Source organism: Streptomyces sp. NPDC006512 (assembly GCF_040611935.1).
Taxonomy (GTDB): Bacteria; Actinomycetota; Actinomycetes; order Streptomycetales; family Streptomycetaceae; genus Streptomyces.
The window spans coordinates 1-23,496 of record NZ_JBEXPG010000071.1 but is presented as its reverse complement, the minus strand read 5'-3'; the positions used below and the strand labels follow the sequence as shown (position 1 = coordinate 23,496).

Genomic DNA, 23,496 nt, shown 5'->3' with positions numbered 1-23,496 from the left:
GGCATCTGCCGATGCTCCGTCAAGTCAGTGAGGAACCAACGATGTACAGCGACACCGCTTCCGTCCCGTCCGTCCCGGCAGCCCCTGGAGTGATACCGGGTCCCGTGCCGGCGGGCCGGATGACACGGGCACCGCAGCCGGTGTTCGCCCTGCCCTGCGGCCTGGTGCTGCGGCCCTGGCGGCGGACGGACGCGCAGGTGCTGGCCGGCTCGTACGGGGACCCGGGCATCCGGCACTGGAACCGGCCGGAGCCGATGACCCCCGAGGGGGCGGCCACCCGGATCGCGGGGTGGGAGCGGCGCTGGGCCGAGGAGGAAGGCGCGATCTGGGCGGTGGCCCACCCGGACGGGCCCGACGGACCGGGCGACGGGCCCGTCGACGGACCGGGACACGGGCCGGGACACGAGCCGGGACACGGGCCGGGCCACGAGCCGGGCCACGAGCCGGGCGAGGCGGTCGGGCTGATCGGCCTCGGCGACATCGATCTGCGCGGTGCGAACGCGGAGTTCCTCTACTGGCTGCTGCCCGGCGGCCGCGGCCGGGGCGTGATGCCGCAGGCCGTCACGGCGGTGAGCCGCTGGGCCTTCGACGAGGTCGGCCTGCACCGGCTGCGGATCTGCCACTCCGTGGCCAACCCGGCCTCCTGCGCCGTCGCCGTCAAGGCCGGCTTCCCCCTGGAGGGCACCATGCGCGGCGCCCTCCTGCACGCCGACGGCTGGCACGACGAGCACCTCCACGCCCGCCTGGCCACCGACGCCTGACCCCGCCCGCCGGACCCCGCCGGGCGGGCAGGACCGGGACGACACCCCCAGGACCCGCGCCGCGCGTGCGCAACCTTTCCGCACGGGTGTGCGCAGGCGGGACAATGCCAGGCATGGGCCCGATGGAGCAGCAGGAATATCCCCTCGTACGGCGCCTCCACGCGGCCGACCCCCGGCTGCGCGAGGACGCCGCGCGGGAGGTCGCGGCCACCCTGTGGGGGCCGGAAGCCGAACGGGTGCTGGCCGCGGCGCTCGTGACGGCCGTCCGCGAGGAGCGGGACCCGGCCGCGCTGGCTGCGCAGCTGGAGGCCCTGCCGTCCGTGGAGACCGGCCTCGACGACGCCGACCTGACCCGGCTCGCCCAGCTCACGGAACCGCCGCCCGTGCTGGCCCGGGTGCTCGCCCGGGCGGGCCGGCTCCAGGTGTCCGGGCCCGTCGAGCCCGTCGGCGCCGCGACCCGGGCCGTGGTGCGCTGCCTGCGCGGGGTACCGCGCACCGGCCTGAGCCTGCGCACCCCGCTCGGCGCCTGGGTGGTGCTGGAGCGCATCGAGCTCTACGGCCGCGCCGCCGACCGGCTGGACCCCGGCGCCTCGGCCCGGGTGCTGCTCTCGGGGCCCGGGGCCCGGGCCCTGGGGGAGTGGGACCGCCTCGAAGCCGACCCCCGCGCGCGGGAATACGTACGCCTGCTGCGGGCACCCGACCCCCGGGTCCGGGAACTGGCCGCCGCCGGGACCGCGGACTGGCCCGACTCCTGGGACCCCGAGACGGGCACCCTGCTGTGCGCCGCCCTGGCCCGCGCCGCCGCCCGCGAACCGGACCTGACCGCCCTGGAGACCGAACTCGGCGCCCTGCTCCAGCTGGCCCGCTTCCTGTCGCCCCCGGCCCGCGCGGCCCTGCGCGCCCTGGACCGCACCACCCTGCCCCCGGCCCTCCACCCCTGCCTGGACGCCCTGCTGGCGACCGGCCCCGCGCACTGACGCCGTGCGGGGCGCCATGGCCGGGGGAGGGCTTCGCCGCTAGCCTTCCGGGGGCGATGCGCGGGTGCACAGCGTGGTGCGGCCGCTCCGATCCGCAATCCCCTGCGAAGGTGGAACACGTGAAGGCTATCCGTCGATTCACCGTGCGCCCCGTCCTCCCCGAACCCCTGATGCCGCTCGCCGAACTGGCCCGCAACCTGCGCTGGTCATGGCATACGGAAACCCGCGAACTCTTCCAATCCGTCGACCCCGAGGGCTGGCAGGAGGCGGGCGGCGACCCCGTCCGCCTCCTCGGCACCGTGCCCGCCGCCCGGCTCGCGGAACTCGCCGCCGACCGGCGGTTCCTGCGCCGCCTCGCCGTCGCCGTCGCCGACCTCGATGACTACCTCCACGGCGGGAGGTGGTACCAGAGCCAGGAGAACGCGGCGGACCTGCCCGCCGGGATCGCCTACTTCTCCCCCGAGTTCGGGATCACCGCCGCCCTCCCCCAGTACTCCGGCGGGCTCGGGATCCTCGCCGGCGACCACCTCAAGGCCGCCAGCGACCTCGGCGTCCCGCTCATCGGCGTCGGACTGCTCTACCGCCACGGCTACTTCCGGCAGTCCCTCTCCCGCGACGGCTGGCAGCAGGAGCACTATCCGGTCCTCGACCCCAACGAACTGCCCGTCTCCCTGCTCCGCGAGGAGGACGGCGCCCCCGCCCGGGTCTCGCTCACCCTCCCCGGCGGCCGCTCCCTGCACGCCCACGTCTGGCAGGCCCGCGTCGGCCGGGTCCCGCTGCTCCTGCTCGACTCCGACGTCGAGGACAACGACGCCGTCGCCCGCGAGGTGACCGACCGCCTCTACGGCGGCGGCAGCGACCACCGCCTCCTCCAGGAGATGCTGCTCGGCATCGGCGGCGTGCGCGCGGTGCGCACGTACTGCCGGATCACCGGACACCCCGGACCCGAGGTCTTCCACACCAACGAGGGTCACGCCGGGTTCCTCGGCCTCGAACGCATAAGGGAACTGGAAGGGGAGCGCGGCCTCGGTTTCGACGCCGCCGTCGAAGCCGTCCGCGCCGGGACCGTGTTCACCACGCACACCCCCGTCCCGGCCGGCATCGACCGCTTCGACCGGTCCCTGGTGGCCCGCCACTTCGGCGAGGGCGCCGAACTGGCCGGAGTACCCGTCGACCGGATCCTGGAACTGGGCGCGGAGTCGTACCCCGGGGGCGATCCCGGGGTGTTCAACATGGCCGTCATGGGACTGCGCCTCGCCCAGCGGGCCAACGGCGTCTCCACCCTCCACGGCGCCGTCAGCCGCGGCATGTTCGCCGGGCTCTGGCCGGGCTTCGACCCCACCGACGTGCCCATCGTGTCCGTGACCAACGGGGTGCACGCCCCGACCTGGGTGGCCCCCGAGGTCATGCGGCTCGGCGCCCGCCAGATCGGCGCCGGGCGCACCGAGGACGCCCTCGCCGTCGGCGGCTCCGCCCGCTGGGACGCCGTCGCGCAGATCGCCGACCAGGACGTGTGGGACGTCCGCCGGGCCCTGCGCGAGCAGCTGGTCCAGGAGGTACGGGACCGGCTGCGCGCCTCCTGGAAGCAGCGCGGCGCCGCGGACGCGGAACTGGGCTGGGTCGACTCCGTGCTCGACCCGGACGTGCTGACCATCGGCTTCGCCCGGCGCGTGCCCTCGTACAAGCGGCTCACGCTGATGCTGCGCGACCCCGAGCGGCTGCGCCGGCTGCTGCTGGACCCGGACCGGCCGGTGCAGATCGTCGTCGCGGGCAAGGCGCACCCGGCCGACGACGGCGGGAAGCGGCTCGTCCAGGAGCTGGTGCGCTTCGCGGACGACCCGCGGGTGCGCCACCGCATCGTCTTCCTGCCGGACTACGGCATGGCCATGGCACAGAAGCTCTACCCGGGGTGCGACGTCTGGCTGAACAACCCCCTGCGCCCGCTGGAGGCCTGCGGCACCAGCGGCATGAAGGCCGCGCTCAACGGCTGCCTCAACCTCTCCGTCCTGGACGGCTGGTGGGACGAGTGGTTCGAGCCGGACTTCGGCTGGGCCATCCCCACGGCCGACGGCCTCGGCACGGACGAGGACCGGCGCGACGACCTGGAGGCCGGCGCCCTCTACGAGCTGATCGAGGGCCGGGTCGCCCCCCGGTTCTACGACCGGACCGGGCGTACGGGGCTGCCCGTGCGGTGGATCGAGATGGTCCGCCGGACCCTGGTGTCCCTGGGGCCGAAGGTGCTCGCGGGGCGGATGGTCCGCGAGTACGTGGAACGGCTCTACCTGCCCGCCGCCCTGTCCCACCGGGCCCTCACCGCCGACGCGGCGCGGGACCTCGCCTGGTGGAAGGGCCGGGTCCGGGCGGCCTGGCCGCGGGTCGCCGTCGAGCACGTGGAGGCGGTCGCCGCGGCGCCCGTCGGGGGCACGGCGGAGCTGGGGGCGACCCTCACGCTGCGGGTCCGGGTGGCGCTGGAGTCGCTCGCCCCCGAGGACGTGGAGGTGCAGGCCGTCGCCGGCCGGGTGGACGCGCAGGACGTGATCCGGGACGGGCGGAGCTTCCCGCTGAAACCCGCCGCCGGTCCGGACCTGGAGGGGCGCTGGGTGTACGAGGGCCCGCTCGCCCTCGACCGTACGGGGCCCTTCGGCTACACCGTGCGGGTCCTGCCGGCGCACCCGTTGCTGGCCACCCCGGCGGAACTGGGGCTGGTCGCGTCCCCGGTGAGCACCGAGGCGCCGGGCGGCGTGGTCCTGCGCTGAGCCCGGAAACCGCCCCGTCCCGCCCCGTCCCGCACGGCGGGGCGGGGCGGGGCGGTGGGCCGTACGGGCGGGCGGATGGCCCCGGGCACGCTCCGGGAGGGTGAACCTTCGAACGCGCGACGCATGGCGAAACGTTTCTGCAAAGGGGTCCGCTCCTACGCTGCCTCGCGGATGCCCACCGGTGGCATCCGAGGAACCCGAGAAACGGATCCCCCATGCGACTTCGCACCACCGCAGCCGTACTCCTCGCCTCGTTCGCCCTCGTGCTTCCCACGGCGGGCCCGTCGCTGGCCAACGACCACGACGACAACGACACCCTCGGAGAGCTGCACTACCGCTACACCAACGACAACGGCGACTCGCGCAGCAGGACCATCGAGCCCGCCGACAACGACACCTGCTACCAGCTGCCGGGCACGCGCAACAACCCGGCCTACAAGGTGGAGAACGACACCGACTCCCTGGCCCTGCTCTTCGAGGGCCGCAGCTGCAACGGCCAGCCCCAGGAGATCCTGGAGCCCGGTGACTCGGCACGGAACCTGAACGTCCGTTCCGTCTTCTTCAAGCCGGTGGACGATCACCACCACGGCCGCCACGACAACGACAACGACAACAACAACAGCGACGACCACGACTACGACGAGGACGAGATCATCCGCTCGGTCCTCCGCTCCATCGGCTGACCCGCAGGACACGTAGGCGCGAGGGCCCGGTACCCCCGTGGGTGCCGGGCCCCCGTGCGTCCGCCGGTACTACCGCGCGTGCGTTCCGGGCTCCAGCCACCGCACCACGTCCGCCGCCGTGTAGGGGGAGGCGTCGGGGGACAGGCGCGGCAGGAAGGACAGGTCCTTGCCGATCGTCACCAGCGGGGGTTCGGTCCGTCCGCCCGGCCGCCGCTGCGCGAGGCCGATGGTGGCCAGCAGGCCGTTGCACAGGCACTGCTTGCCCTCGGCGGTGGCCGGATCCCCGCCCTTGCGGACGTACGCGGTCACCGGCTCGGCCGCGCACCGGTACAGGAGCCCGCGCGGACCCCGTACGGGGGTGCGCAGGAAACCCAGGTCGCAGACCCGGCGCCGGGCGGCGGACACCTCCGGCTCGGAGACCGTGCCCGGCAGCCGCGCCACCTTGAAGGGGAACGAGGTGGGGGAGGCCCCCGGGTCGTTGCGGACCGTCAGGGTGCCGGCGCGGGCCCGGCCGAGGAGTTCCTCGCGCAGGTGCCGGGCCATCCCGGACTCCTCGCACAGGGCGAAGGCGCTGCCGATCTGGACCCCGGCGGCGCCGGCGGCCCGGGCGGCGGCCAGCGCCTCGGGGGAGGCCTGTCCGCCCGCGAGCCAGAACGGCAGCCCGAGCGCGGCCATTCTGGCGAGATCGGGGTGGTCGCGGGGACCGTAGAGCGGCTCGCCCGCCGCGTCCAGGGTCATCGGTCCGCGCGGCGGGGCGCTGTGGCCGCCGGCCTGGCTGGTCTCGATGACGAAGCCGTCGGGGCGGGTGGCGGCGTCCCGGGCGAGGTAGGCCGCCAGTACCGGCAGGGACACGATGGCGAGGACCTCCGGGCGGCGCAGCGGACCGGGCAGGTGCCCGGCGAGCAGGGCGCCCGGGTCGAAGAGCTGGTCCAGGGGTTCGTCCTGGCCCTCGACGGAGATCCGGGTCACGCAGGGTTCGCAGCGTGCCAGCCGCGTGGCGAGGGCCGGGATCTGACCGGGGACTCCCGCGCCCACGAGCACGTGGTCGACGCCTGCCAGGATCGCGCCGAACATCGCGGGGGCGGTGGCCAGCTGGATCTTCTCCAGGTAGTTGATGCCGATGACACCGTCGTGTCCCTCCTTGGCGAGCCAGACCTCGACGAAGTTGCCGAGGACGGTGAGGACCTCCGCCGGGGACCCGCCGTTCGCGCGCAGGCGCGGGCTGGTCCGCATCGGGGTGCGGTCGTCGGGCAGGCCCCCTTCGCGGAAGTAGCAGTCGAGGGCGGTCCGGGCGAGCTCGGGGAGCGGGAACGCGGCCAGGGCGCGGCGGGCGTGGCCGCCCGGGTCTCCGGTCTGGAGCACGCGGGCCAGTACGACGTCCAGGGCGGTCCCGGAGACCACGCCCAGCTGGCCGGTCACGGACACGGCCCGGGCGAGCCGCCAGCCGGAGACGCCGACGCCCATGCCGCCCTGGATCAGCCAGGGGCGCCGTGCGGCGGGAGCGTTCACGGGGCTGTGGGGCTCGCGGCTATGGGGCTCGGGGCGCTGGGGCATGGGACACGTCCTCGGAATCACTCGAACCTACGGTTCCGTAGGTTCGCCGGATTCCACTATCCCTCCGCCGCCGTGCCCGGGGGAGCGCCGAAGGTCCCGCCGCCGCGGGCCGCAGGTCCCCCGCGGCGGGGGCCGCATGGGACAGGGCCGCCCGGGGAGGTCTTCTCCCGGGCGGCCCCGTGTCTGACGGTTCAGCTCTGGTTCACGATCGGCCCCGGTGGGGTCAGAAGGTGAGCTTCCAGCTGTCGATCTTGCCGACGTCGGCGCTGGCGAGGTCGGCGACGCGCAGCTTCCAGACACCCTGGGCGACCTCGGAGGAGGCGTTCACGGTGAACTGCTGGACGATGTTGTCCGCGCTGCCGCCGGTGCGGTTGCGCAGGTTGTAGACGGAGCCGTCGGGGGCGACCAGGTCGACCTTCAGGTCACCGACGTAGGTGTGGAGGATGTTGACGTCCACCTTGAGGGCGCTGGAGGCGTTGCCCGTGCGGTTCACCGTGATCGGCGACTCGACCGTGGAGTTGTCCGCGATCGCGTAGTCGGTCGTGTTCTCGAACACGCTCGGCTGCGAGGTGCCGACGGTCCAGGTGAAGGCCGCGGTGCCGGTCTTGCTCTGCGAGTCGGTCACCGTGACGGTCACGTTGGACGTGCCCGCGGTGGAGGCCGTGCCCGAGATCAGGCCGGTGGAGGAGTTGATCGACAGGCCGGCCGGCAGGCCGGTCGCCGCGTAGCTCAGCGCACCCGGGTTCGTGCTGTTCGCCTGGATCTGCAGGCTCACCGCGCTGCCCGTGACGGTGTTCTGGTTGCCGGGGTTGGTGACGTTCACGCCGACCGGGATGCGGGCGCCGACGGCGATGCCGGCCCAGGCGTTGGCCGCGTTGTTGTACGTGGTCGAGCCCTGGCCGTACAGGTCGGCGGCGGCCTGGAGGGTGGCGGTGCGGGCGGCGGCGTAGTTCGTGTTCGACTTGAAGTAGCCGACCGTCAGCGCGCGGAACCAGATCTTCGAGGCGGCGTCACGGCCGATCGCGGTGACGGGCTGGCCGTCCGCGGTCGGGGAGTCGTAGCTGACCCCGTTGATCACCTTGGCGCCGGAGCCCTCGGAGGCCAGGTAGTACCAGTGGTTGGCCGGGCCCGAGGAGTAGTGGACGTCGATGCCGCCCAGACCCGAGTACCAGGAGTCCTTGGACGAGCCGTCCTTGCTCGGCTTGTCCATGTAGCGCAGCGGCGTGCCGTTGCCGTTGATGTCGATCTTCTCGCCGACCAGGTAGTCGCCGACGTCCTGCGGGTTGGCGGCGTAGAACTCGACCGCGGCCGCGAAGATGTCGGAGGTCGCCTCGTTCAGACCGCCGGGCTCACCGCTGTAGGTCATGTTGCCGGTGACCGAGGTGAGGCCGTGGGTCATCTCGTGCGCCGCCACGTCGGTGGAGGTCAGCGGCTTGTTGTTGCCGCTGCCGTCGCCGTACGTCATGCAGAAGCAGGAGTCGTCCCAGAACGCGTTGACGTAGCTGTTGCCGTAGTGGACCCGGCTGTAGGGGGCCACGCCGTCGTTGCGCAGGCCGTTGCGGCCGTGCACGTTCTTGTAGTAGTCCCACGTGACGGCCGCGCCGTAGTGCGCGTCCGCGGCGGCGGTCTCCAGGTTGGACGGCTGGCCGTTGCCCCAGACGTCGTCCGGGCCCGAGAAGAGGGTGCCGGTGCCCGACGAACCGCGGTTCAGGTTGTACGTCTTGTGGTTGCCGCGGGCGGCGTCGGTCAGGTTCCAGGTGCTGCCCGACTGCGAGCTCCCGAGCGTCACCTGGCCGCTGTACATGGTGTTGCCGGTGCCGGTCTCGATGGCCTGCCACTCGGTGATCTTCGCGCCGGTCTTGGCGTTGGTCACCACGTGCAGTTCGTTCGGGGTGCCGTCGTGCTGGAGGCCGCCGACGACGGTCTCGAACGCGAGGACCGGGGCGCCCTCGGCCGCCCAGATCACCTTGCGGGCGTTCTTGGAGGCCTTGGCCTCCTTCGAGCCCTCGGCGTTGGCGGCGGACACGGCCTGGCTCTCGGCGGCTGCCGGGGTGACCGAGGCGGTGGTGTCCGCGACCTTGATCTCGTGGTTGGTCGCCTTGGTCACGCTCTTGGTGACGCCGCCCTTGGCGTGGACGGTGAGGTCACCACCGAGCACGGGCAGACCGTCGTAGGTCCGCTCGTACGAGGTGTGCGTGGTGCCGTCCGCGTCCTTGACGACGTCGCGGACGACCAGCTTCTCGCCGCCGCCGAGGCCCAGGGCCTTGGCCGCCTGCGCGGTGGTCGAGTTGGCCTCGGCAAGGAGCGTCGCACGCTCCGAAGCGCTGAGTTTGAGGTTGGCCGCGCCCGGGTTGGGCTGGGCGACCGTGCTGGCCTGCGACGCGGTGGCGTCGGCGGTGGCGGAGCCGGCCTGTATGCCTACGGCGAGCAGTGCCGCCGCGGCGACGAGCGCGCCGGCCGCGGTGGCACGCCTCTGGGGGGTGGGACTCAACGCAGACTCCTTCTGCAAGGGGGGTTCCGGATGGCTGGGTAGGGCCTCCGGGCAGATCAGGGCTGGTGCGATGAACGGTCGAAGAGTGCCACCTGTGGGCCGTGATGTCAGGGCCGCGTCAAAAGGTTGGCTGGAAACGGTTCGTTGTCCGAAGATACGTATCCGGTATCCGAACCATTCACCTTCGCGTGCGAAGTGGGCGCACCAAATGCGGAGTAGTTGATACCGGTTTCTAACGCTTGGGCAACGAGAGGCCTCGTTAACGCAAACGGCATTTACCGTACGGGTGTTTGTCGTACTGTTTCCCGGTGCGACAGTTGCTCGTTGCCAGGGGAAGCCGCGGGCACGCGCCATCGTCATAGACCACGTGCCAGGGGGGCCCATGAGGCATGTCCATTTTCCTGCGCAAAGGGTGGCCAGAGCAGTCGCCGAGTCGGAGGGGCCGGCAACGGCCCCGGCGAGGCGGCTCGGTGACAAGGCCCGCTGGTACCTGCCCGCAGCCGTCACCGCCGACTTCCTCGGCGCCGCCGTGCCCGTCGGCCTCGTCTTCGAGGCCGCGCAGCAGGTCCGGCCGCTCTACTGTGCCGTCGGCGCGGCCCTCGCCTGGACCGGGGTACAGGCGCTGAGGCGCCGCTACGCCTCCCGCGTGCTCGGAGAATCCCGCGGAGTCCTGCCCGTCCTGCACGACTGGCTGATTCTGATCGGGGTCCTCGCCGTCGCCCGCGTGGTGACGGGGGAGAGCACCCCCCGGCTGGCCGCCCTCGGGGCGCTGCTGCCGGCCCTGCTCATCACCGTCGCCTGCCACAAGCTCACCTACCGCCACCTCACGGCGGCCCGCCGCGAGGCCCACGCCGTCAGCCGCGTCCTGGTCGTCGGGGAACCCGAGGCGGCCGAGGCCGTCATCGCCCACCTTGCCGCGCGCACCGACCACCCGTACGTCGTCGTCGGCGTGGTGCCCGTCGGCGCCGGCGCCCTGACCAGCGGCACGCCCGTCGCGGGCCGGCTCGAAGGCGGGATGCCCGAAACGCCGAACGGCGACTCCGCCGCCGTCCTCGGAGCCGTCCGCAGCCACCAGGCCGACCTCGTGCTCGTCGCGCCGGGCGCGCGCATCGCCGGGGAACGGCTGCGCCGCGTGGCGTGGGCCCTGCACGACGAGGGGCTCGAACTGGCGGTGTTCCCCGGGCTGGTCGAGATCTCCGTCAAGCGGCTGGAGACCCTGTCCGCCGGCGGGCTCGCCGTCCTGCGGATCGCGCCGCCCGTGCGCCGCGGCGTGCAGACCCTGCTCAAGTCGGTGCTGGACCGGGTCGGGGCCGCCGTCGGCCTGCTCCTGCTGTCGCCGCTCTTCCTCGGGGTCGTCCTGGCGATACGGCTGGGCTCGCGCGGCCCGGCCTTCTACAGCCAGCACCGGATCGGCCGCGACGGAGAGCCCTTCGTCATGTGGAAGTTCCGCACGATGGTGGTGGACGCCGACAAGCTGAAGGCCGAGCTCTCCGGGGCCAACGAGAACGACGGCCTGATGTTCAAGATGCGCCGGGACCCCCGGGTGACCCGCGTGGGCCGGCTGCTGCGCCGGACCTCCATGGACGAACTGCCCCAGCTGTTCAACGTGCTGACCGGCAGCATGTCGCTGGTGGGCCCGCGCCCGCCGCTGCCCGAGGAGGTGGCGGAGTACGACGAGGTCGAACTGCGCCGGCTCTCCGTACGGCCCGGGATGACCGGCCTGTGGCAGATCAGCGGACGGTCCGACCTGTCCTGGGATGAAACGATTCAGCTTGATCTCCAGTACGTCGACAACTGGTCCTTCACCAGCGACGTCGACGTGATGGGCCGCACGCTCCGCGCCGTCGTCGACGGGCGCGGAGCGTACTGAGGGCCGTGGTGGAGTCAGCTCTGGTCGAGCCACCACCGGTAGGTGGAGGCGATGCCGTCCCGCAGCGGGATGCCCGGCTTCCAGCCGAGCGAGGTCAGGCGGCCGACGTCCAGCAGCTTGCGCGGGGTGCCGTCCGGCTTGGAGGTGTCCCAGGCGAGCTCGCCCTCGAAGCCGGTCACCTCGGCCACCGTCTCGGCGAGGGCCTTGATGGTCAGGTCCTCTCCGCAGCCGATGTTGACGGGCTCGTCGCCGTCGTAGCGCTCCAGCAGCACCGCGCAGGCGGCCGCGAGGTCGTCGACGTGGAGGAACTCGCGACGCGGCGTGCCCGATCCCCACAGCGTGACCTGCTCGCGCCCCTCGGCCGCGGCCTCGTGGAAGCGGCGGATCAGGGCGGGCAGGACGTGCGAGGACTCCAGGTCGAAGTTGTCGCCCGGACCGTAGAGGTTCGTCGGCATGGCCGAGATGTACGAGGCCCCGTACTGCTTGCGGTACGACTGGACCTGCACGATGCCGGCGATCTTGGCGAGGGCGTACGCCTCGTTCGTGGGCTCCAGCGGGCCGGTCAGCAGGGCGTCCTCGCTGATGGGCTGCGGGGCCAGCTTCGGGTAGATGCAGGAGGAACCGAGGAACAGCAGGCGCCCGACGCCGGCCGCGTGCGACCCGGCGATGACGCTGAGCTGGATCTTGAGGTTGTCCTCCAGGAACTGCACCGGGTACGTGCTGTTGGCCATGATGCCGCCGACCTTGGCGGCGGCCAGCACGACCGCGTCCGGGCGCACGTCCCTCAGGTAGGCCTCCGTCGCGGCGGCGTCGCGCAGGTCGAGGTCGGCCCGGCCCCGGGTGAGCACCTCGTGGCCGTCGGCGGTCAGCCGCCGGGCGACCGCGGAACCGACGAGGCCGCGGTGGCCCGCGACGAAGACGCGGGCGTGCGGGGGCAGGAGCGGCAGCGAACTTGTCATACCGCCGATGATGCCAGCCCGGCGCCGCGGGTTTCCCCGCAGCCCGGGATCCGGGCGGCCCGGCCCCGGGACCCCGGACGGCACCCCGGACGGCGCGTCGGCCGGATCCCGCGCCGCCCCCTCGCACGAGCGGCCCCGGCGCTCCCGGCCACCGCCCCGGCACCCGGCGGAATCCGCCGCAAAGCCCGCGACAACGGACGTGTACGGTACCCATCCAGCCCCGGGCCGCGGCCCGAACGCTCGGTGCGCCCCCTGCCGGGGCCCGACCCGCGCACACCCCGAGGCGCAGCCTCGTCACGAAGAACAGCAACCACAACCAGGGGGACCCCATGGGCAAGACCGCACTGATCACCGGCGTCACCGGGCAGGACGGCTCGTACCTCGCAGAGCTTCTGCTCTCCAAGGGCTACACGGTGCACGGGCTCGTGCGGAGGTCCTCCAGCTTCAACACGGAGCGGATCGACCACATCTACCAGGACCCGCAGACCGCCAACCGGTCCTTCGTCCTGCACCACGCGGACCTCTCCGACGGCGTCGCCCTGGTGAACCTGCTGCGCGACATACGCCCCGACGAGGTCTACAACCTGGGCGCGCAGTCCCACGTCCGCGTCTCCTTCGACGCCCCCCTGTACACCGGGGACGTGACCGGCCTCGGCGCGCTGCGGCTGCTGGAGGCCATCCGGGCCAGCGGCGTGGACACCCGGATCTACCAGGCCTCGTCCTCGGAGATGTACGGCGCGACCCCGCCGCCGCAGAACGAGGGGACCCCGTTCCACCCGCGCAGCCCGTACGGCGCCGCGAAGGTCTTCGCGTACTGGACCACGGTGAACTACCGCGAGGCCTACGACATGTTCGCGGTCAACGGGATCCTCTTCAACCACGAGTCCCCGCGCCGCGGCGAGACCTTCGTGACCCGCAAGATCACCCGCGCGGTCGCCCGCATCAAGGCCGGTCTCCAGGACCACCTCTACCTCGGCAACCTCGACGCCGTCCGTGACTGGGGCTACGCGCCCGAGTACGTCGACGCGATGTGGCGGATGCTCCAGCAGGACGAGCCGACCGACTACGTGGTGGCCACCGGCGTCGCGGCCACCGTCCGCGAGTTCGTCGAGTCCTCCTTCACGCACGCGGGCCTCGACTGGAACGACCACGTGCGCTACGACCCCAAGTACGAGCGCCCCAGCGAGGTCGACGCCCTCATCGGCGACGCCTCCAAGGCACAGGAGATCCTCGGCTGGAAGCCGTCGGTCCTGGTGCCCGAATTGGCGCGGATCATGGTGGAAGCGGACATCCGGCAGGTGGAGGACCAGCTGGCGGGCGTGACGGTCCGCATCGACCGCTGAGGGCTTATATTTCCCCTACGCTTTGCCGTGTCCCGGTCGGTACCGAGGCTTTTCGCGGTCCTGACCGGGGCAAACCTGCCGTATGTCCGAAGTGCGACCTCCGTAGTGAACCTTGTTGATTCCAAGTTGGTATGCAATGGGTCAAGTGAGGTGACCGGGCCCTCGCGTGAGCCCTAGTCTGCGCCAGTACATATGGCTGTTCGGATAATTTCAGCCATCAAACCGGGCGATTGCCCTGGGGGGCTCATGCGTAGATCCAGAGGGCTGACTGCTGCCCTCGTCCTGTCACTGGCCGGTGCCGGCACCGGACTCGGCCTGGTGCTGATGCCCGAGGCGTCGGCCATCACGCCGCCGGTGGCGTTCACGGCCGACGAGCTGCCCACGTGGCAGCCGAACGGCATCGTCTTTGCGATGGACCAGGCGAACGGCACCGTCTTCGCCGGCGGCACCTTCTCGGCGGTCCGCCCGCCCGAGGGCGCCGGCAGCGGCACCGAGCAGGAAGCCGTGAACTTCGTGGCGCTGGACGCCGCCACCGGCAACCCGACCTCCTGCAAGCTGGCCTTCACGGTCGGCGACGGCACCGCCACCGTGCGGGCCCTGGTGGTCTCGAAGGACAAGAAGACCCTGTACGCGGGCGGCTACTTCGGAGCCGTCAACGGCACCCCGGTCTCCAGCGTCGCGGCGATCGACATCGAGAGCTGCACCCCCAAGGCATCGTTCCACCCCAGCTTCCCCGCCACCGTGCGCGCGCTCGCCGTCACGGACGACACCCTGTACGCGGGCGGCGACTTCGGCACCGTCGAGGGCCAGACCCGCTCGCGGTTCGCCGCGGTCGACGCCTCCACGGGTGCGCTCAAGCCCTTCGTCGCCAACGCCGACGAGCCCGGCCGCGCCATCGAGATCAGCAACGACGGCAAGAACGTCCTGCTGGGCGGCGACTTCTTCTCGGTCAACAACGCGAACACGCACGCGCTGGCCGTCGTCAACGCCACCACGGGCGCGGTCACCAAGACTTACAGCAACATCCCGTCCAACTCGGTCGTCAAGGACATATCCGCCGACGCGACGGGCTACTACACCGGCAACGAGGGCTCCGGAGGCGGCGTCTTCGACGGCCGCATCGGCCTGAACCCCGACTTCAGCGAGAAGTGGCGGGACCGCTGCCTCGGCGCGACCCAGTACGTCCTGCCGTACGACGGAGTCCTGTACAGCTCCTCGCACGCGCACGACTGCTCCACCGAGCTGGAGTTCCCCGACGGCAAGCGGAACTTCCTGCTGGCGCAGCGGACCGACCACGAAGGCGCCGCCCCCGCGCCCGTGGACGGCTTCGTGCGCGGCCCGCGCAAGCTCGGCTGGCACCCCAACGCCAACGACGGCATCGGCGAGGGCATCGGCCCGCGCGTCATGTCCGTCGCGGAGAAGAACGACGTCAAGTACATGTGGGTCGGCGGTGAGTTCACCCTCATCAACGGCGAGCCGCAGCAGGGCCTGACCCGCTTCGCCTCCACCGGCGACGTCGGCGCCCCGACCACCCCGGTCGCCAGCGCCGCCAGCGTCAAGCCCGGCGAGGCCCAGGTCCGCTGGCGCACCAGCTACGACCAGGACGACAGCAAGCTGACCTACCGGATCTACCGGAACGGCTCGGCCACCCCCATCGCCACGGTCAACGCGGACTCCCTGGAGTTCGAGCGCCCGCAGGCCTCCTGGAACGACACCACCGTCAAGGCCGGCCAGTCGTACACCTACCGCGTGACGGCCACCGACGGCGCCGGCAACACCAGCGCCCTGTCGGCGAACGTCTCCGTGACGATCCCGACCTCGGTCCAGGCCTACCCGGACAAGGTCCGCACCGACGGCGCCGAGCTGTACTGGCGCTACGACGACACGATCAGCCCGTACGTCGCCGACTCCTCCAAGACCGGCAACACCAGCGGCATCCAGGTCAACGCCCCGGCGCTGCGCCAGACCCCCGGCGCCGTCACCGGCTCCAGCACGGCCATGGGCTTCAACGGCACCAGCCAGCAGGTCCACAGCGACCACCGCCAGAACGTCGGCGCCAGCTACACCATCGAGACGTGGTTCAAGACGAACACCACGCGCGGCGGCAAGCTGATCGGCTTCGGCAACAACACGGTCAACAGCAGCGGCTCGTACGACAAGCAGATCTACATGACCAACACCGGTCGTCTGATCTTCGGCGTCTACAACGGCTCGACCCGCACCATCTCCACCGGTCTCTTCGAGACGTACAACGACAACAAGTGGCACCACGTCGTCGGTACGCAGGGCCCCGGCGGCATGACCCTGTACGTGGACGGCCAGAACAAGGGCACCAACAGCGCCACGAACTCCACGCCGTACGCCGGTTACTGGCACGTCGGCGGGGACAACCTCGCCAGCTGGCCGACCCGCCCGACGAGCAACTTCTTCTCCGGGCAGATCGACGAGACGGCCGTCTACCCGTCCGTCCTCACCCAGGCCCAGGTCAAGAGCCACTTCGACCTGGCCAAGGCGCCCACCGACACGGTCTCCAAGGTCACCGCGGCCGAGGACACCTACATCAACCAGGGCGCCCCGAACGCCGCCTACGGCACGTCCACCTCGCTCGCGGTGCGCGGCACCTCGGCGTACGAGACGTACCTGCGCTTCACCCTCCCGGCCGCCCCGTCCGGGCAGGTCCTGAAGGCCGCCTCGCTCCAGTTCAAGACCAGCTCGCAGGCCGGGGCCGGCACCGCCGACACCGTCTCCGCGGTCCCGGTCACCGGTACCTGGAGCGGTGCGGGCACGACGTTCAACACCAAGCCCACCCTCGGCACCACCCCGCTCGGCAGCATCGCGGGCGTGCCGGACGGCTCGGCGATCCAGAACGTCGAGCTGGACACCGCCGCGGTCTCCGCGGTGCTGGGCAGCAGCTACAGCCTGGGCCTGACGAGCACGGGCACCGACCCGCTGTGGATCTGGTCCTCGGAGTCGACGGCCGCGGACGCCGCCCCGCAGCTGATCCTCACCTTCGGCCCGAAGTAACCGCCCGAGGGCGTACGGGGCCCGGCCACCACTGGTGACGCCGGGCCCCGTACGCCTCTCCCACCCGAGTACCAGTAAGTACGGGAGCCCCCTGATGTACCGACGCTCCGCAGCGGCTGCTGTTCTGCTGGCCGCCGCCCTGACGCTGACCGCCTGCAGTTCCTCGGGCGACGGCAAGGCCGACGCCGAGGCGGCGGTCAAGCCGAAGCCGCCGGCCTCGTCCTCGGTCCCCGACCCGGCCGACGCCTCGCCGGCGCCCTCCGCGCCCGCCGCGTCCGTGGCCCCCGACGCGAAGCCGACGGGCCCCGTCCTGCCGGACCCGAAGCTCACCCCGAAGACGGGCAGCTTCAAGGACAACGAGAAGAAGTACCTCAGCGGCCGGGTCCCCGAGAAGATGGACCCGGCGGCCGTCCTGCAGACCGGCCAGGAGACCTGCCAGCGGGTGGAGCGCACCGCGAAGCGGGACAAGGACGCGGCGACCGCGGCCGTCATCTCCGGTGAGATCACCGGGGCGAAGGACGCGATCACGCACCTGTGCCCCGAGCAGAAGCCGGTCCTGGCCGCGGCGGAGAAGGGCTTCGGTGACGGAACCCGCACCTCGCCCGCGCCGGGCACCTACCGGGCGCTGACCCAGAGCACCACCTGCACCTGGGACGCGAAGGGCAAGGACGGCGCCATCCTGGCCTCGGGCCCCGAAGCCCCCGTCAAGGCGGGCGACAAGATCACGGCCACCGTTCCGGCCGGCGCCGCCTCCTTCACCTCGACGGGCTGCTACGCCTGGATCCCCGCGTAGGAGACACCCGGGGAGCCCCCGGCACCACGAGAACGCCGCCGAGCCCGCAACACCCGGGCACCGGCGGCGTTTTCATGTCCGCCCACCGGGTACCCGCGCCGACACACGACACAGCGGAGGCGAATCCTATGCGGGGCATCGGCGGTTGCATCGCCCTGATCGTGGTGGGGGCCATCCTCACCTTCGCGAGCGACTGGGAAATGGAGAGCGTCAACCTCGACCTGGTCGGTCTGATCATGATCGCGGCCGGCTGCGTCGGCCTCGCCGTCTACGCGAGCGTCGCCAGGCGCCGCCGTGCCACGGCCGCCTTCCCGGTGGTGGAGGAACGCCGGGACGGCATCTAGGCCGGAAGGGGCGACCTAGGGGGCGCCCCGGCGTGCGTACCGGAGCCGGGCGGTTACGCCCGGCTCCGGGCGGCCTCGTAGACGGGGAGCAGGGTGTCCAGTACCGCGTCCATGGAGAAGGAGGCGGTGGCCAGTTCGCGGGCCGCCGCGGAGGCCTTCCGGTTGGCGCCCGGCTCCAGCAGCTCCAGCACCGCCCGCGCGACGCCCTCCGGACCCGGGTCGACGGCCCGGCCCGCACCGGCGGCCGCGATGTCCCGGGCCAGGCCGTTGGAGTGGGTCACCACCGGGGGCACGCCCACCGCGAGGGCCTCCAGCACCGACATCGGGAACGGTTCCTCCACCGACGGCAGGACGTACACGTGGGCCCGCCGCAGCTCCGCGAGGACCTCCGCGCTCGACAGCGCCCCGGGCACCGTGAACCGGTCGCCCAGGCCGAGCGAGGCGATCCGGGCGCGGACGGCCGCGAGTTCGCCCTCGTCCGGTCCCGCCACCACGAACCGCGCGTCGGGGTGTTCCGCGAGGACCGCCGGGGCGGCGTCCACGAAGTCCACCGGCCGCTTGCGGGCCTGGAGCCGCGCCGAGTACAGGATCCGCGGCGGCCCGTCCAGCGGCGGCCGCTCCTCCTGCGCCGGGGTGCCGTTGACCAGCCGTACGGAACGCTCCAGCGGCGAACCGACCACCGCGTCCAGCCCCTCCCGCTCGTGCGGGGTCAGGTACAGCACCGCGTCGGCCCCGCGCAGCAGCCGGCGCACCGCCACCGCGTCCAGGACCTTGGCCAGCGCCTTCCCGCTCGGGTCGACCATCCCGTGGGTCTGGAGCACCAGCGGCTTGCCGGCCCGCAGCGCGGCCAGCGCCACCGGCAGGGTCACGAGGTCCCGCGCCAGGTGGACGTGGACCACGTCGGCCTCCCGCACCAGGCGGCCCGCCGACGCCAGCAGGGCCGGCGAGGTCATCCCGCTGAACCCGAGCGGGAGGATCCGCCGGGCCGGGAACAGTTTGGCCGGAACCCCCTCCACGTCGGTCGGCCACGGGTCGGGGAAACCCTCGCCGAGCGCGAGCAGCCGGGCCTCGTGGCCCCGCGCCCGCAGCCCCTTGGCGAGGTTCAGCGCGACCCGTACCGGCCCGCCGAAGGCGTGCGAGGGGGAGTGCAGGGTGACGGCGTGCAGAACTTTCACTTCGGCTCCTCGACCGGGCGGCGCCGGCCGTCCTGGGTCTGCAGGGTCAGTTCCGGCAGGTCCTTGTGTACGACGGCGCCCGCGCCCGCGACCGCGCAGCGGCCCACGGTCACCCCGGCCAGCACGGTCGCCCGTACGGCCACCCACGCGCCGTCCTCGACGGTGATCGGGGCGTTGCGGTAGCGGAAGTCGGCGGCCCGGTGGTCGTGCGAGCCGGTGCACAGCATCGACTCCTGCGACAGGCACACGTTCGCCCCTATGGTCACCGGCTCCAGGTTCAGCAGCCAGGCGCCCTCGCCGATCCACGTGTGGTCCCCGACGGTCAGCTTCCACGGCCACAGCACGCGCACCTTGTGCCGGATCAGGACGCCCTCGCCGATCTCCGCCCCGAAGGCCCGCAGCAGGGCGACGCGCAGCCGCGCCGGACAGAACCACGCCATGAAGACGGTGTTCATCACGGCGAACCAGAGCGCCTGCGTCAGCAGCCCCCGCCCCTTGTCGTACCCGGCCAGCGTGAAGGCAGGAAGATCACGCAACAGTCGCCCCTCATCGTCCACCCCGACGCGCCTCCCCGGGCGCAGCCCGCTCAGACTAGACTGCGCGCGGATCACGCACATGGGGTGGGGGCAACAGTGGCTACGGACATACGCAAGCCCGCCGTCGCGCCCGGACCGGCCCCCGTCGAGGACGAGTCGCAGTGGGGCAGGGTCACCACCCCGCGCACCCTGCTCTCCCGGGCGCTGTCCGTCCCCCTCGCCCTCGGCTTCACCGTCTTCCTGCCGTTCTTCGTCGCCGTCCAGTCCGGTGCGGGAGCCCGCGACGCCGCCTTCTGGCTCCAGCTCCTGCTCACCATGTACGCCGGCGCCCGGCTCTCCGCGATGGTCCTCACCAGCCGCCGCAAGCTGCTCCAGGGCTCCTTCTGGCTCTTCGTCTACATGGCCATGGGCGTGGCCCCCCTCGCCCAGGCCGTGCTCGGCCAGGTGCCGACCCCGGTCGTCGGCCCGCGTTCGGACCTCACCGTCGCCGTCGGACTGGTGCTGCTCGGCTGCACCGCCTTCGACGTCGGGGTGCTGCTCGCCCGCCACCGGCCCACGGGCCGCGCGGGCGGCTCCCAGAAGGAACCGCGGCCGGTCATGGCCCACCGGCGCAGGCTCCAGCTCCTGACACTCCTCGCCTTCCTGTGCAGCGCGGCCTTCATCATGAAGCTGGGCGGCCCGGCGGTCTTCTTCTCCAGCCGCCAGGAGATCATCGCGGGCATCGAGGAGGCCGGCGTCTCCAACGGCGACGGCCAGGCCGGCCAGGCCCTGCTGCGCGGCTTCGGCACCGTACCGGCGCTGCTCGCGCTGCTCCTGTACACGCGCTGGCTGATCACCTCGAAGTTCGCCCGCCGCAAGGTGTCGGTCATCGTGACGTGGGCCGCGCTCGCCGGGCTCAACCTGATCGTCAACAACCCGATCTCCAACCCGCGCTACTGGTTCCTCACCGTCATGTTCGCGCTGCTCTTCACCGTCTTCCCGGTGAGCGCCGCGATGTACCGGGTGGCCCTGTCGATGGCCGTGGTGATCGCCCTCCTCGTCTTCCCGTTCGCGGACCGCTTCCGGTACGACGAGAAGAACTACAAGCCGGTCGAGACGACCTCGTTCCTGGAGCCGATGGCGCTCAAGGACTACGACCAGATCGGCATGTTCGCCAACACCATCACCTTCTCCAACTCCGGCCCCGGCCACTTCTACGGCCGCCAGCTGGCCGGATCCGTCTTCTTCGCGGTCCCGCGCTCGGTCTGGCCGGGCAAGCCGCGCGACACCGGCGTGATGGTCGGCCAGTGGATGGGCACGGTCAACACCAACCTCTCCTCCCCGATCTGGGCGGAGCTGTGGATCGACTTCGGCCCGCTGGGCATGGGCGCCGGACTGCTGGCCATGGGGTACGCCTCCGCCCGCGTGGACCGCCGCTACGCCAAGCGCGCCACCCGCCGGTCGCCCCCGGGCAGCCTGATCTCGGTCGTCGTCCCGCTGGTCGCCGGGTACTCCTTCATCCTGCTGCGCGGTCCGCTGCTCCAGGCCTCGGGCCGGGTCGCGATCGCCGCGCTGTGCCTCGCGCTCGTGGCCACGTACCGCCAGGACAAGGGCACCACCCTGCGCTGACGCGCGCGGTCGCCGTACCGGCCCCGACGCCGGTCCCGCCGCACCCCGTTCACCCCCGCCCCTCCCCCCGCCCACCCGCGCCCCTTCGGTGCGCGGGCCTTCGGCATGCCCGGACGCCGGGCCGCGAGGGCGGCTCGCCAACGGCCCCTACGGGCCGCCCCGGACGCTTCCGGCCAGGGCCGCTTCGGGCCACCCGGAACCTCTGGAACGGGCGCTGACCAGCAGACATGCTCTTCTCAACGGCCCGCAGGGGCCGGGGAAACCGGGCGGTGCGGCTGGACGCGCACCCCCGATGCACCGCACCACTGCGAGCCCGCAGTACATCCACGCTCTTCATCCTGGGGGATTTGTCATGTCCGCACGCCGCCGTACCACCGCGATCGCCTCGGTCACCGCCACCGTCGCCATCGCCACGTCCGTCGCCCTGTCCCTCGGCACGACCTCGGCCTCGGCGGCCAGCGTGGCGACCTGGGACAAGGTCGCCCAGTGCGAGAGCTCCGGCAACTGGAGCATCAACACCGGCAACGGGTACTACGGCGGCCTCCAGTTCTCGGCGTCGACCTGGCGGGCCTTCGGCGGCACGGCGTACGCGGCCTACGCCCACCAGGCCACGAAGAAGCAGCAGATCCTGATAGCCGAGAAGGTCCTGGCCGGCCAGGGCCCGGGCGCCTGGCCGCACTGCGGCCGCAGCGCCGGACTCGGCAACGACCACGCGAACCCCTACCCGGACGCCCCCACCCCGCCGGCGCCCGCGCAGTCCTGGAAGACGCAGGTGCTGGTCGACTCCGGCAACGGCCTCCACCACGCGACGCGCTTCGCCGACGGCACCTGGACCCGCTTCGGCAACGTCGAGGGTGAGGCGGCCGCGGTACCCGGCGGCGTCCGGGCGGTCGCGGAGGCCGGCATCAACGGCGACACGCACGTCCTGGCCGTCAGCAACGAGGGCAAGCTCCACCACACCGTCCGCAACGCGAACGGTACGTGGGGCACCTTCGGTGACGTGCACGCCGCGGCGGGTGCGCTCGCCAACGTGACGCAGGTGGCGGCGGCTTCGGTGGGTGCGGAGCTTCAGGTGGCCGTGGTGGCGGACGGGAAGGTGTACCACACGGTGCGCCGGGCGGACGGGAACTGGACGCCGCTGGCTCCGGTGGGTAACCCGGCGGGTGGCAAGCCGGTGACGAAGGTGGCGCTGGCCCGTACCGGGTCCGATGTCCAGCTCGTGGCGGTGGCGGACGGGGTGTTGCACCACACGGCGCGGCTCGCGAACGGTACGTGGCTGGGCTGGGGTGATGTGTCGGCGGAGGGTGCTCCGGCCGGTATCTCGGACGTCGCGATCGCCGGTACGGGCAATGACCTCCAGCTGGTGCTGACGGCCGAGAACGGTGCGAAGCAGTACCACGGCGCCCGCTTCTTCAGCGGTGAGTGGGTGTTCAACTCCCTGTCCTCGGTGGTCTCCGGGGTGACCGTGACGGACGTGTCCGCGGCCGCCGTGAACGACGAGCTCCAGGTGGCGTTCGTGGCCGCCGACGGCCGGGTCCTGCACACGGTCCGCCAGGTCAGCGGCAACTGGACCGGCGTCGGCACCGTCGACCTGACCGGCGTTCCCGCCACCCACGACGGCGTCGCCGTCACCGGCACTTTCAACTGACCCGCGCCGGCCCGCGCCGCGCCCCCCCATCCGAACTTCCGAGGAATCCCCATGTCTCTCACCTTCTCCCGCCGCGTCCTGACCTCCGCCACCGGCATGGCCCTGGCCGCCTCCGGTCTGGTCGCCTTCGCCGCCACGCCCTCCCACGCGGCGGGCCCCGCCTACCAGATGCCCTTCAGCTGCCAGCAGTCCTGGACGGGCAGGACGTACAGCGGCCACAGCCCGTCCACCCTCTCCATCGACTGGACGCGGGGCTCCTCCACGGAGAACCAGCCGGTCCTCGCCAGCGCCGACGGCACCGTCAGCGTCGTGAAGTCCCTCACCACCAGCTACGGCAAGTACGTGGTCATCGACCACGGCGGCGGCTCCAGGACGCTGTACGCCCACCTGAACGACCACGACGTCACCGTCGGCCAGCGCGTCACCCGCGGCCAGAAGATCGGCATCGTCGGCAACACCGGCAACTCCACCGGGGCCCACCTGCACTACGAGCAGCAGTACCAGGGCACGGTCAAGCAGTCCGTCTTCAACGGCGTCCCGTTCAGCATGGGTTCGACGCTCGCCAGCAAGAACTGCGGAGAGGTGGAGACGCCGCCCGCGCCGTCCCGCCAGTGGCGGGCCCAGTTCGCGGTGGAGTCGGGCGGCTCGCTCTTCCACGGCGTCCGCAACCCGAACGGCACCTGGTCGGGCTTCGGGAACGTCGAGAACGAGGGCGGCGAGATCCCCTCCGGCGTGCGGACCACCGCCGAGGCCGGCATCGACGGCGACACCCACCTCCTCGCCGTCAGCAACGAGGGCAAGCTCTACCACACCATCCGCTTCGCCGACGGTTCATGGGGAGGCTTCGGCGACGTGCACGCCGCGGCCGGTGCGCTCGCCAACGTGACGCAGGTGGCGGCGGCTTCGGTGGGTGCGGAGCTTCAGGTGGCCGTGGTGGCGGACGGGAAGGTGTACCACACGGTGCGCCGGGCGGA

17 protein-coding genes are annotated in these 23,496 nt (G+C 72.3%); 12 read left to right on the top strand and 5 right to left on the bottom strand.

Translation table 11 applies throughout. The features are described from left to right. Window positions 1-119: 119 nt before the first annotated feature. From ABZZ17_RS34250 to ABZZ17_RS34235, 4 genes are all read left to right on the top strand, one after another. Window positions 120-761 carry a GNAT family N-acetyltransferase gene (locus tag ABZZ17_RS34250; RefSeq protein WP_356882171.1) on the top strand — a complete coding sequence of 214 codons (642 nt, stop codon included), beginning with the start codon at window positions 120-122 and terminating at the stop codon, window positions 759-761. A 113-nt stretch (window positions 762-874) separates the two neighbouring features. Continuing rightward, window positions 875-1,738, top strand: a complete 864-nt coding sequence (locus ABZZ17_RS34245; RefSeq protein WP_356882169.1) for a hypothetical protein — start codon at window positions 875-877, stop codon at window positions 1,736-1,738. A gap of 119 nt (window positions 1,739-1,857) precedes the next feature. Beyond that, entirely contained in the window at window positions 1,858-4,494 is a 2,637-nt protein-coding gene (glgP, locus tag ABZZ17_RS34240; protein ID WP_356882167.1) for an alpha-glucan family phosphorylase, read from the top strand. Window positions 4,495-4,709: 215 nt separating this feature from the next. After that, entirely contained in the window at window positions 4,710-5,177 is a 468-nt protein-coding gene (locus ABZZ17_RS34235; protein WP_356882165.1) for a hypothetical protein, read from the top strand. 69 nt (window positions 5,178-5,246) lie between these two features. On the opposite strand, the gene ABZZ17_RS34230 is transcribed toward ABZZ17_RS34235, so the two are convergent. Both ABZZ17_RS34230 and ABZZ17_RS34225 read right to left on the bottom strand, forming a co-directional pair. Further along, a complete protein-coding gene (locus ABZZ17_RS34230; protein ID WP_356882164.1) occupies window positions 5,247-6,731 on the bottom strand; it encodes a nitronate monooxygenase in 1,485 nt (494 codons plus the stop codon). Window positions 6,732-6,954: 223 nt separating this feature from the next. Beyond that, window positions 6,955-9,222, bottom strand: coding sequence for a M4 family metallopeptidase (locus ABZZ17_RS34225; protein ID WP_356882162.1), 2,268 nt, complete (start codon window positions 9,220-9,222; stop codon window positions 6,955-6,957). Window positions 9,223-9,604: 382 nt separating this feature from the next. On the opposite strand from ABZZ17_RS34225, the gene ABZZ17_RS34220 reads away from it, so the two are divergent. Further along, on the top strand, window positions 9,605-11,092 hold the full coding sequence (locus tag ABZZ17_RS34220) for a sugar transferase (RefSeq protein ID WP_356882160.1): 1,488 nt from the start codon (window positions 9,605-9,607) through the stop codon (window positions 11,090-11,092). A 14-nt stretch (window positions 11,093-11,106) separates the two neighbouring features. On the opposite strand, the gene ABZZ17_RS34215 is transcribed toward ABZZ17_RS34220, so the two are convergent. Then, window positions 11,107-12,051 carry a GDP-L-fucose synthase gene (locus tag ABZZ17_RS34215; RefSeq protein WP_356882158.1) on the bottom strand — a complete coding sequence of 315 codons (945 nt, stop codon included), beginning with the start codon at window positions 12,049-12,051 and terminating at the stop codon, window positions 11,107-11,109. Between the two features lie 329 nt (window positions 12,052-12,380). On the opposite strand from ABZZ17_RS34215, the gene gmd reads away from it, so the two are divergent. From gmd to ABZZ17_RS34195, 4 genes are all read left to right on the top strand, one after another. Continuing rightward, window positions 12,381-13,394: a GDP-mannose 4,6-dehydratase gene (gmd, locus tag ABZZ17_RS34210; RefSeq protein ID WP_356882156.1), complete on the top strand. Its 1,014-nt coding sequence runs from the start codon at window positions 12,381-12,383 to the stop codon at window positions 13,392-13,394. 246 nt (window positions 13,395-13,640) lie between these two features. Beyond that, window positions 13,641-16,418 carry a LamG-like jellyroll fold domain-containing protein gene (locus tag ABZZ17_RS34205; protein WP_356882154.1) on the top strand — a complete coding sequence of 926 codons (2,778 nt, stop codon included), beginning with the start codon at window positions 13,641-13,643 and terminating at the stop codon, window positions 16,416-16,418. A gap of 94 nt (window positions 16,419-16,512) precedes the next feature. Continuing rightward, a complete protein-coding gene (locus ABZZ17_RS34200) occupies window positions 16,513-17,211 on the top strand; it encodes a hypothetical protein (protein ID WP_356882152.1) in 699 nt (232 codons plus the stop codon). A 128-nt stretch (window positions 17,212-17,339) separates the two neighbouring features. Beyond that, window positions 17,340-17,555: a DUF6458 family protein gene (locus ABZZ17_RS34195; protein WP_356882150.1), complete on the top strand. Its 216-nt coding sequence runs from the start codon at window positions 17,340-17,342 to the stop codon at window positions 17,553-17,555. A gap of 53 nt (window positions 17,556-17,608) precedes the next feature. On the opposite strand, the gene ABZZ17_RS34190 is transcribed toward ABZZ17_RS34195, so the two are convergent. After that, the gene (locus ABZZ17_RS34190) at window positions 17,609-18,730 is read right to left on the bottom strand and encodes a glycosyltransferase (protein WP_356882148.1); all 1,122 of its coding nucleotides are present in this window, start codon (window positions 18,728-18,730) and stop codon (window positions 17,609-17,611) included. Next, window positions 18,727-19,266: a WcaF family extracellular polysaccharide biosynthesis acetyltransferase gene (locus ABZZ17_RS34185; RefSeq protein WP_356882146.1), complete on the bottom strand. Its 540-nt coding sequence runs from the start codon at window positions 19,264-19,266 to the stop codon at window positions 18,727-18,729. The genes ABZZ17_RS34190 and ABZZ17_RS34185 overlap by 4 nt, the downstream gene beginning before the upstream one ends. A gap of 96 nt (window positions 19,267-19,362) precedes the next feature. Between ABZZ17_RS34185 and ABZZ17_RS34180 the strand changes: the two genes are divergently transcribed. The 3 genes from ABZZ17_RS34180 to ABZZ17_RS34170 form a co-directional block, all read left to right on the top strand. Further along, window positions 19,363-20,874 (top strand): hypothetical protein, encoded by a 1,512-nt coding sequence (locus ABZZ17_RS34180; protein WP_356882144.1) that lies wholly within the window; start codon window positions 19,363-19,365, stop codon window positions 20,872-20,874. A gap of 352 nt (window positions 20,875-21,226) precedes the next feature. After that, the gene (locus ABZZ17_RS34175; protein ID WP_356882142.1) at window positions 21,227-22,522 is read left to right on the top strand and encodes a transglycosylase family protein; all 1,296 of its coding nucleotides are present in this window, start codon (window positions 21,227-21,229) and stop codon (window positions 22,520-22,522) included. 51 nt (window positions 22,523-22,573) lie between these two features. Further along, the coding region (locus ABZZ17_RS34170; RefSeq protein WP_356882140.1) for a M23 family metallopeptidase at window positions 22,574-23,496 on the top strand (923 nt) is incomplete at its 3' end.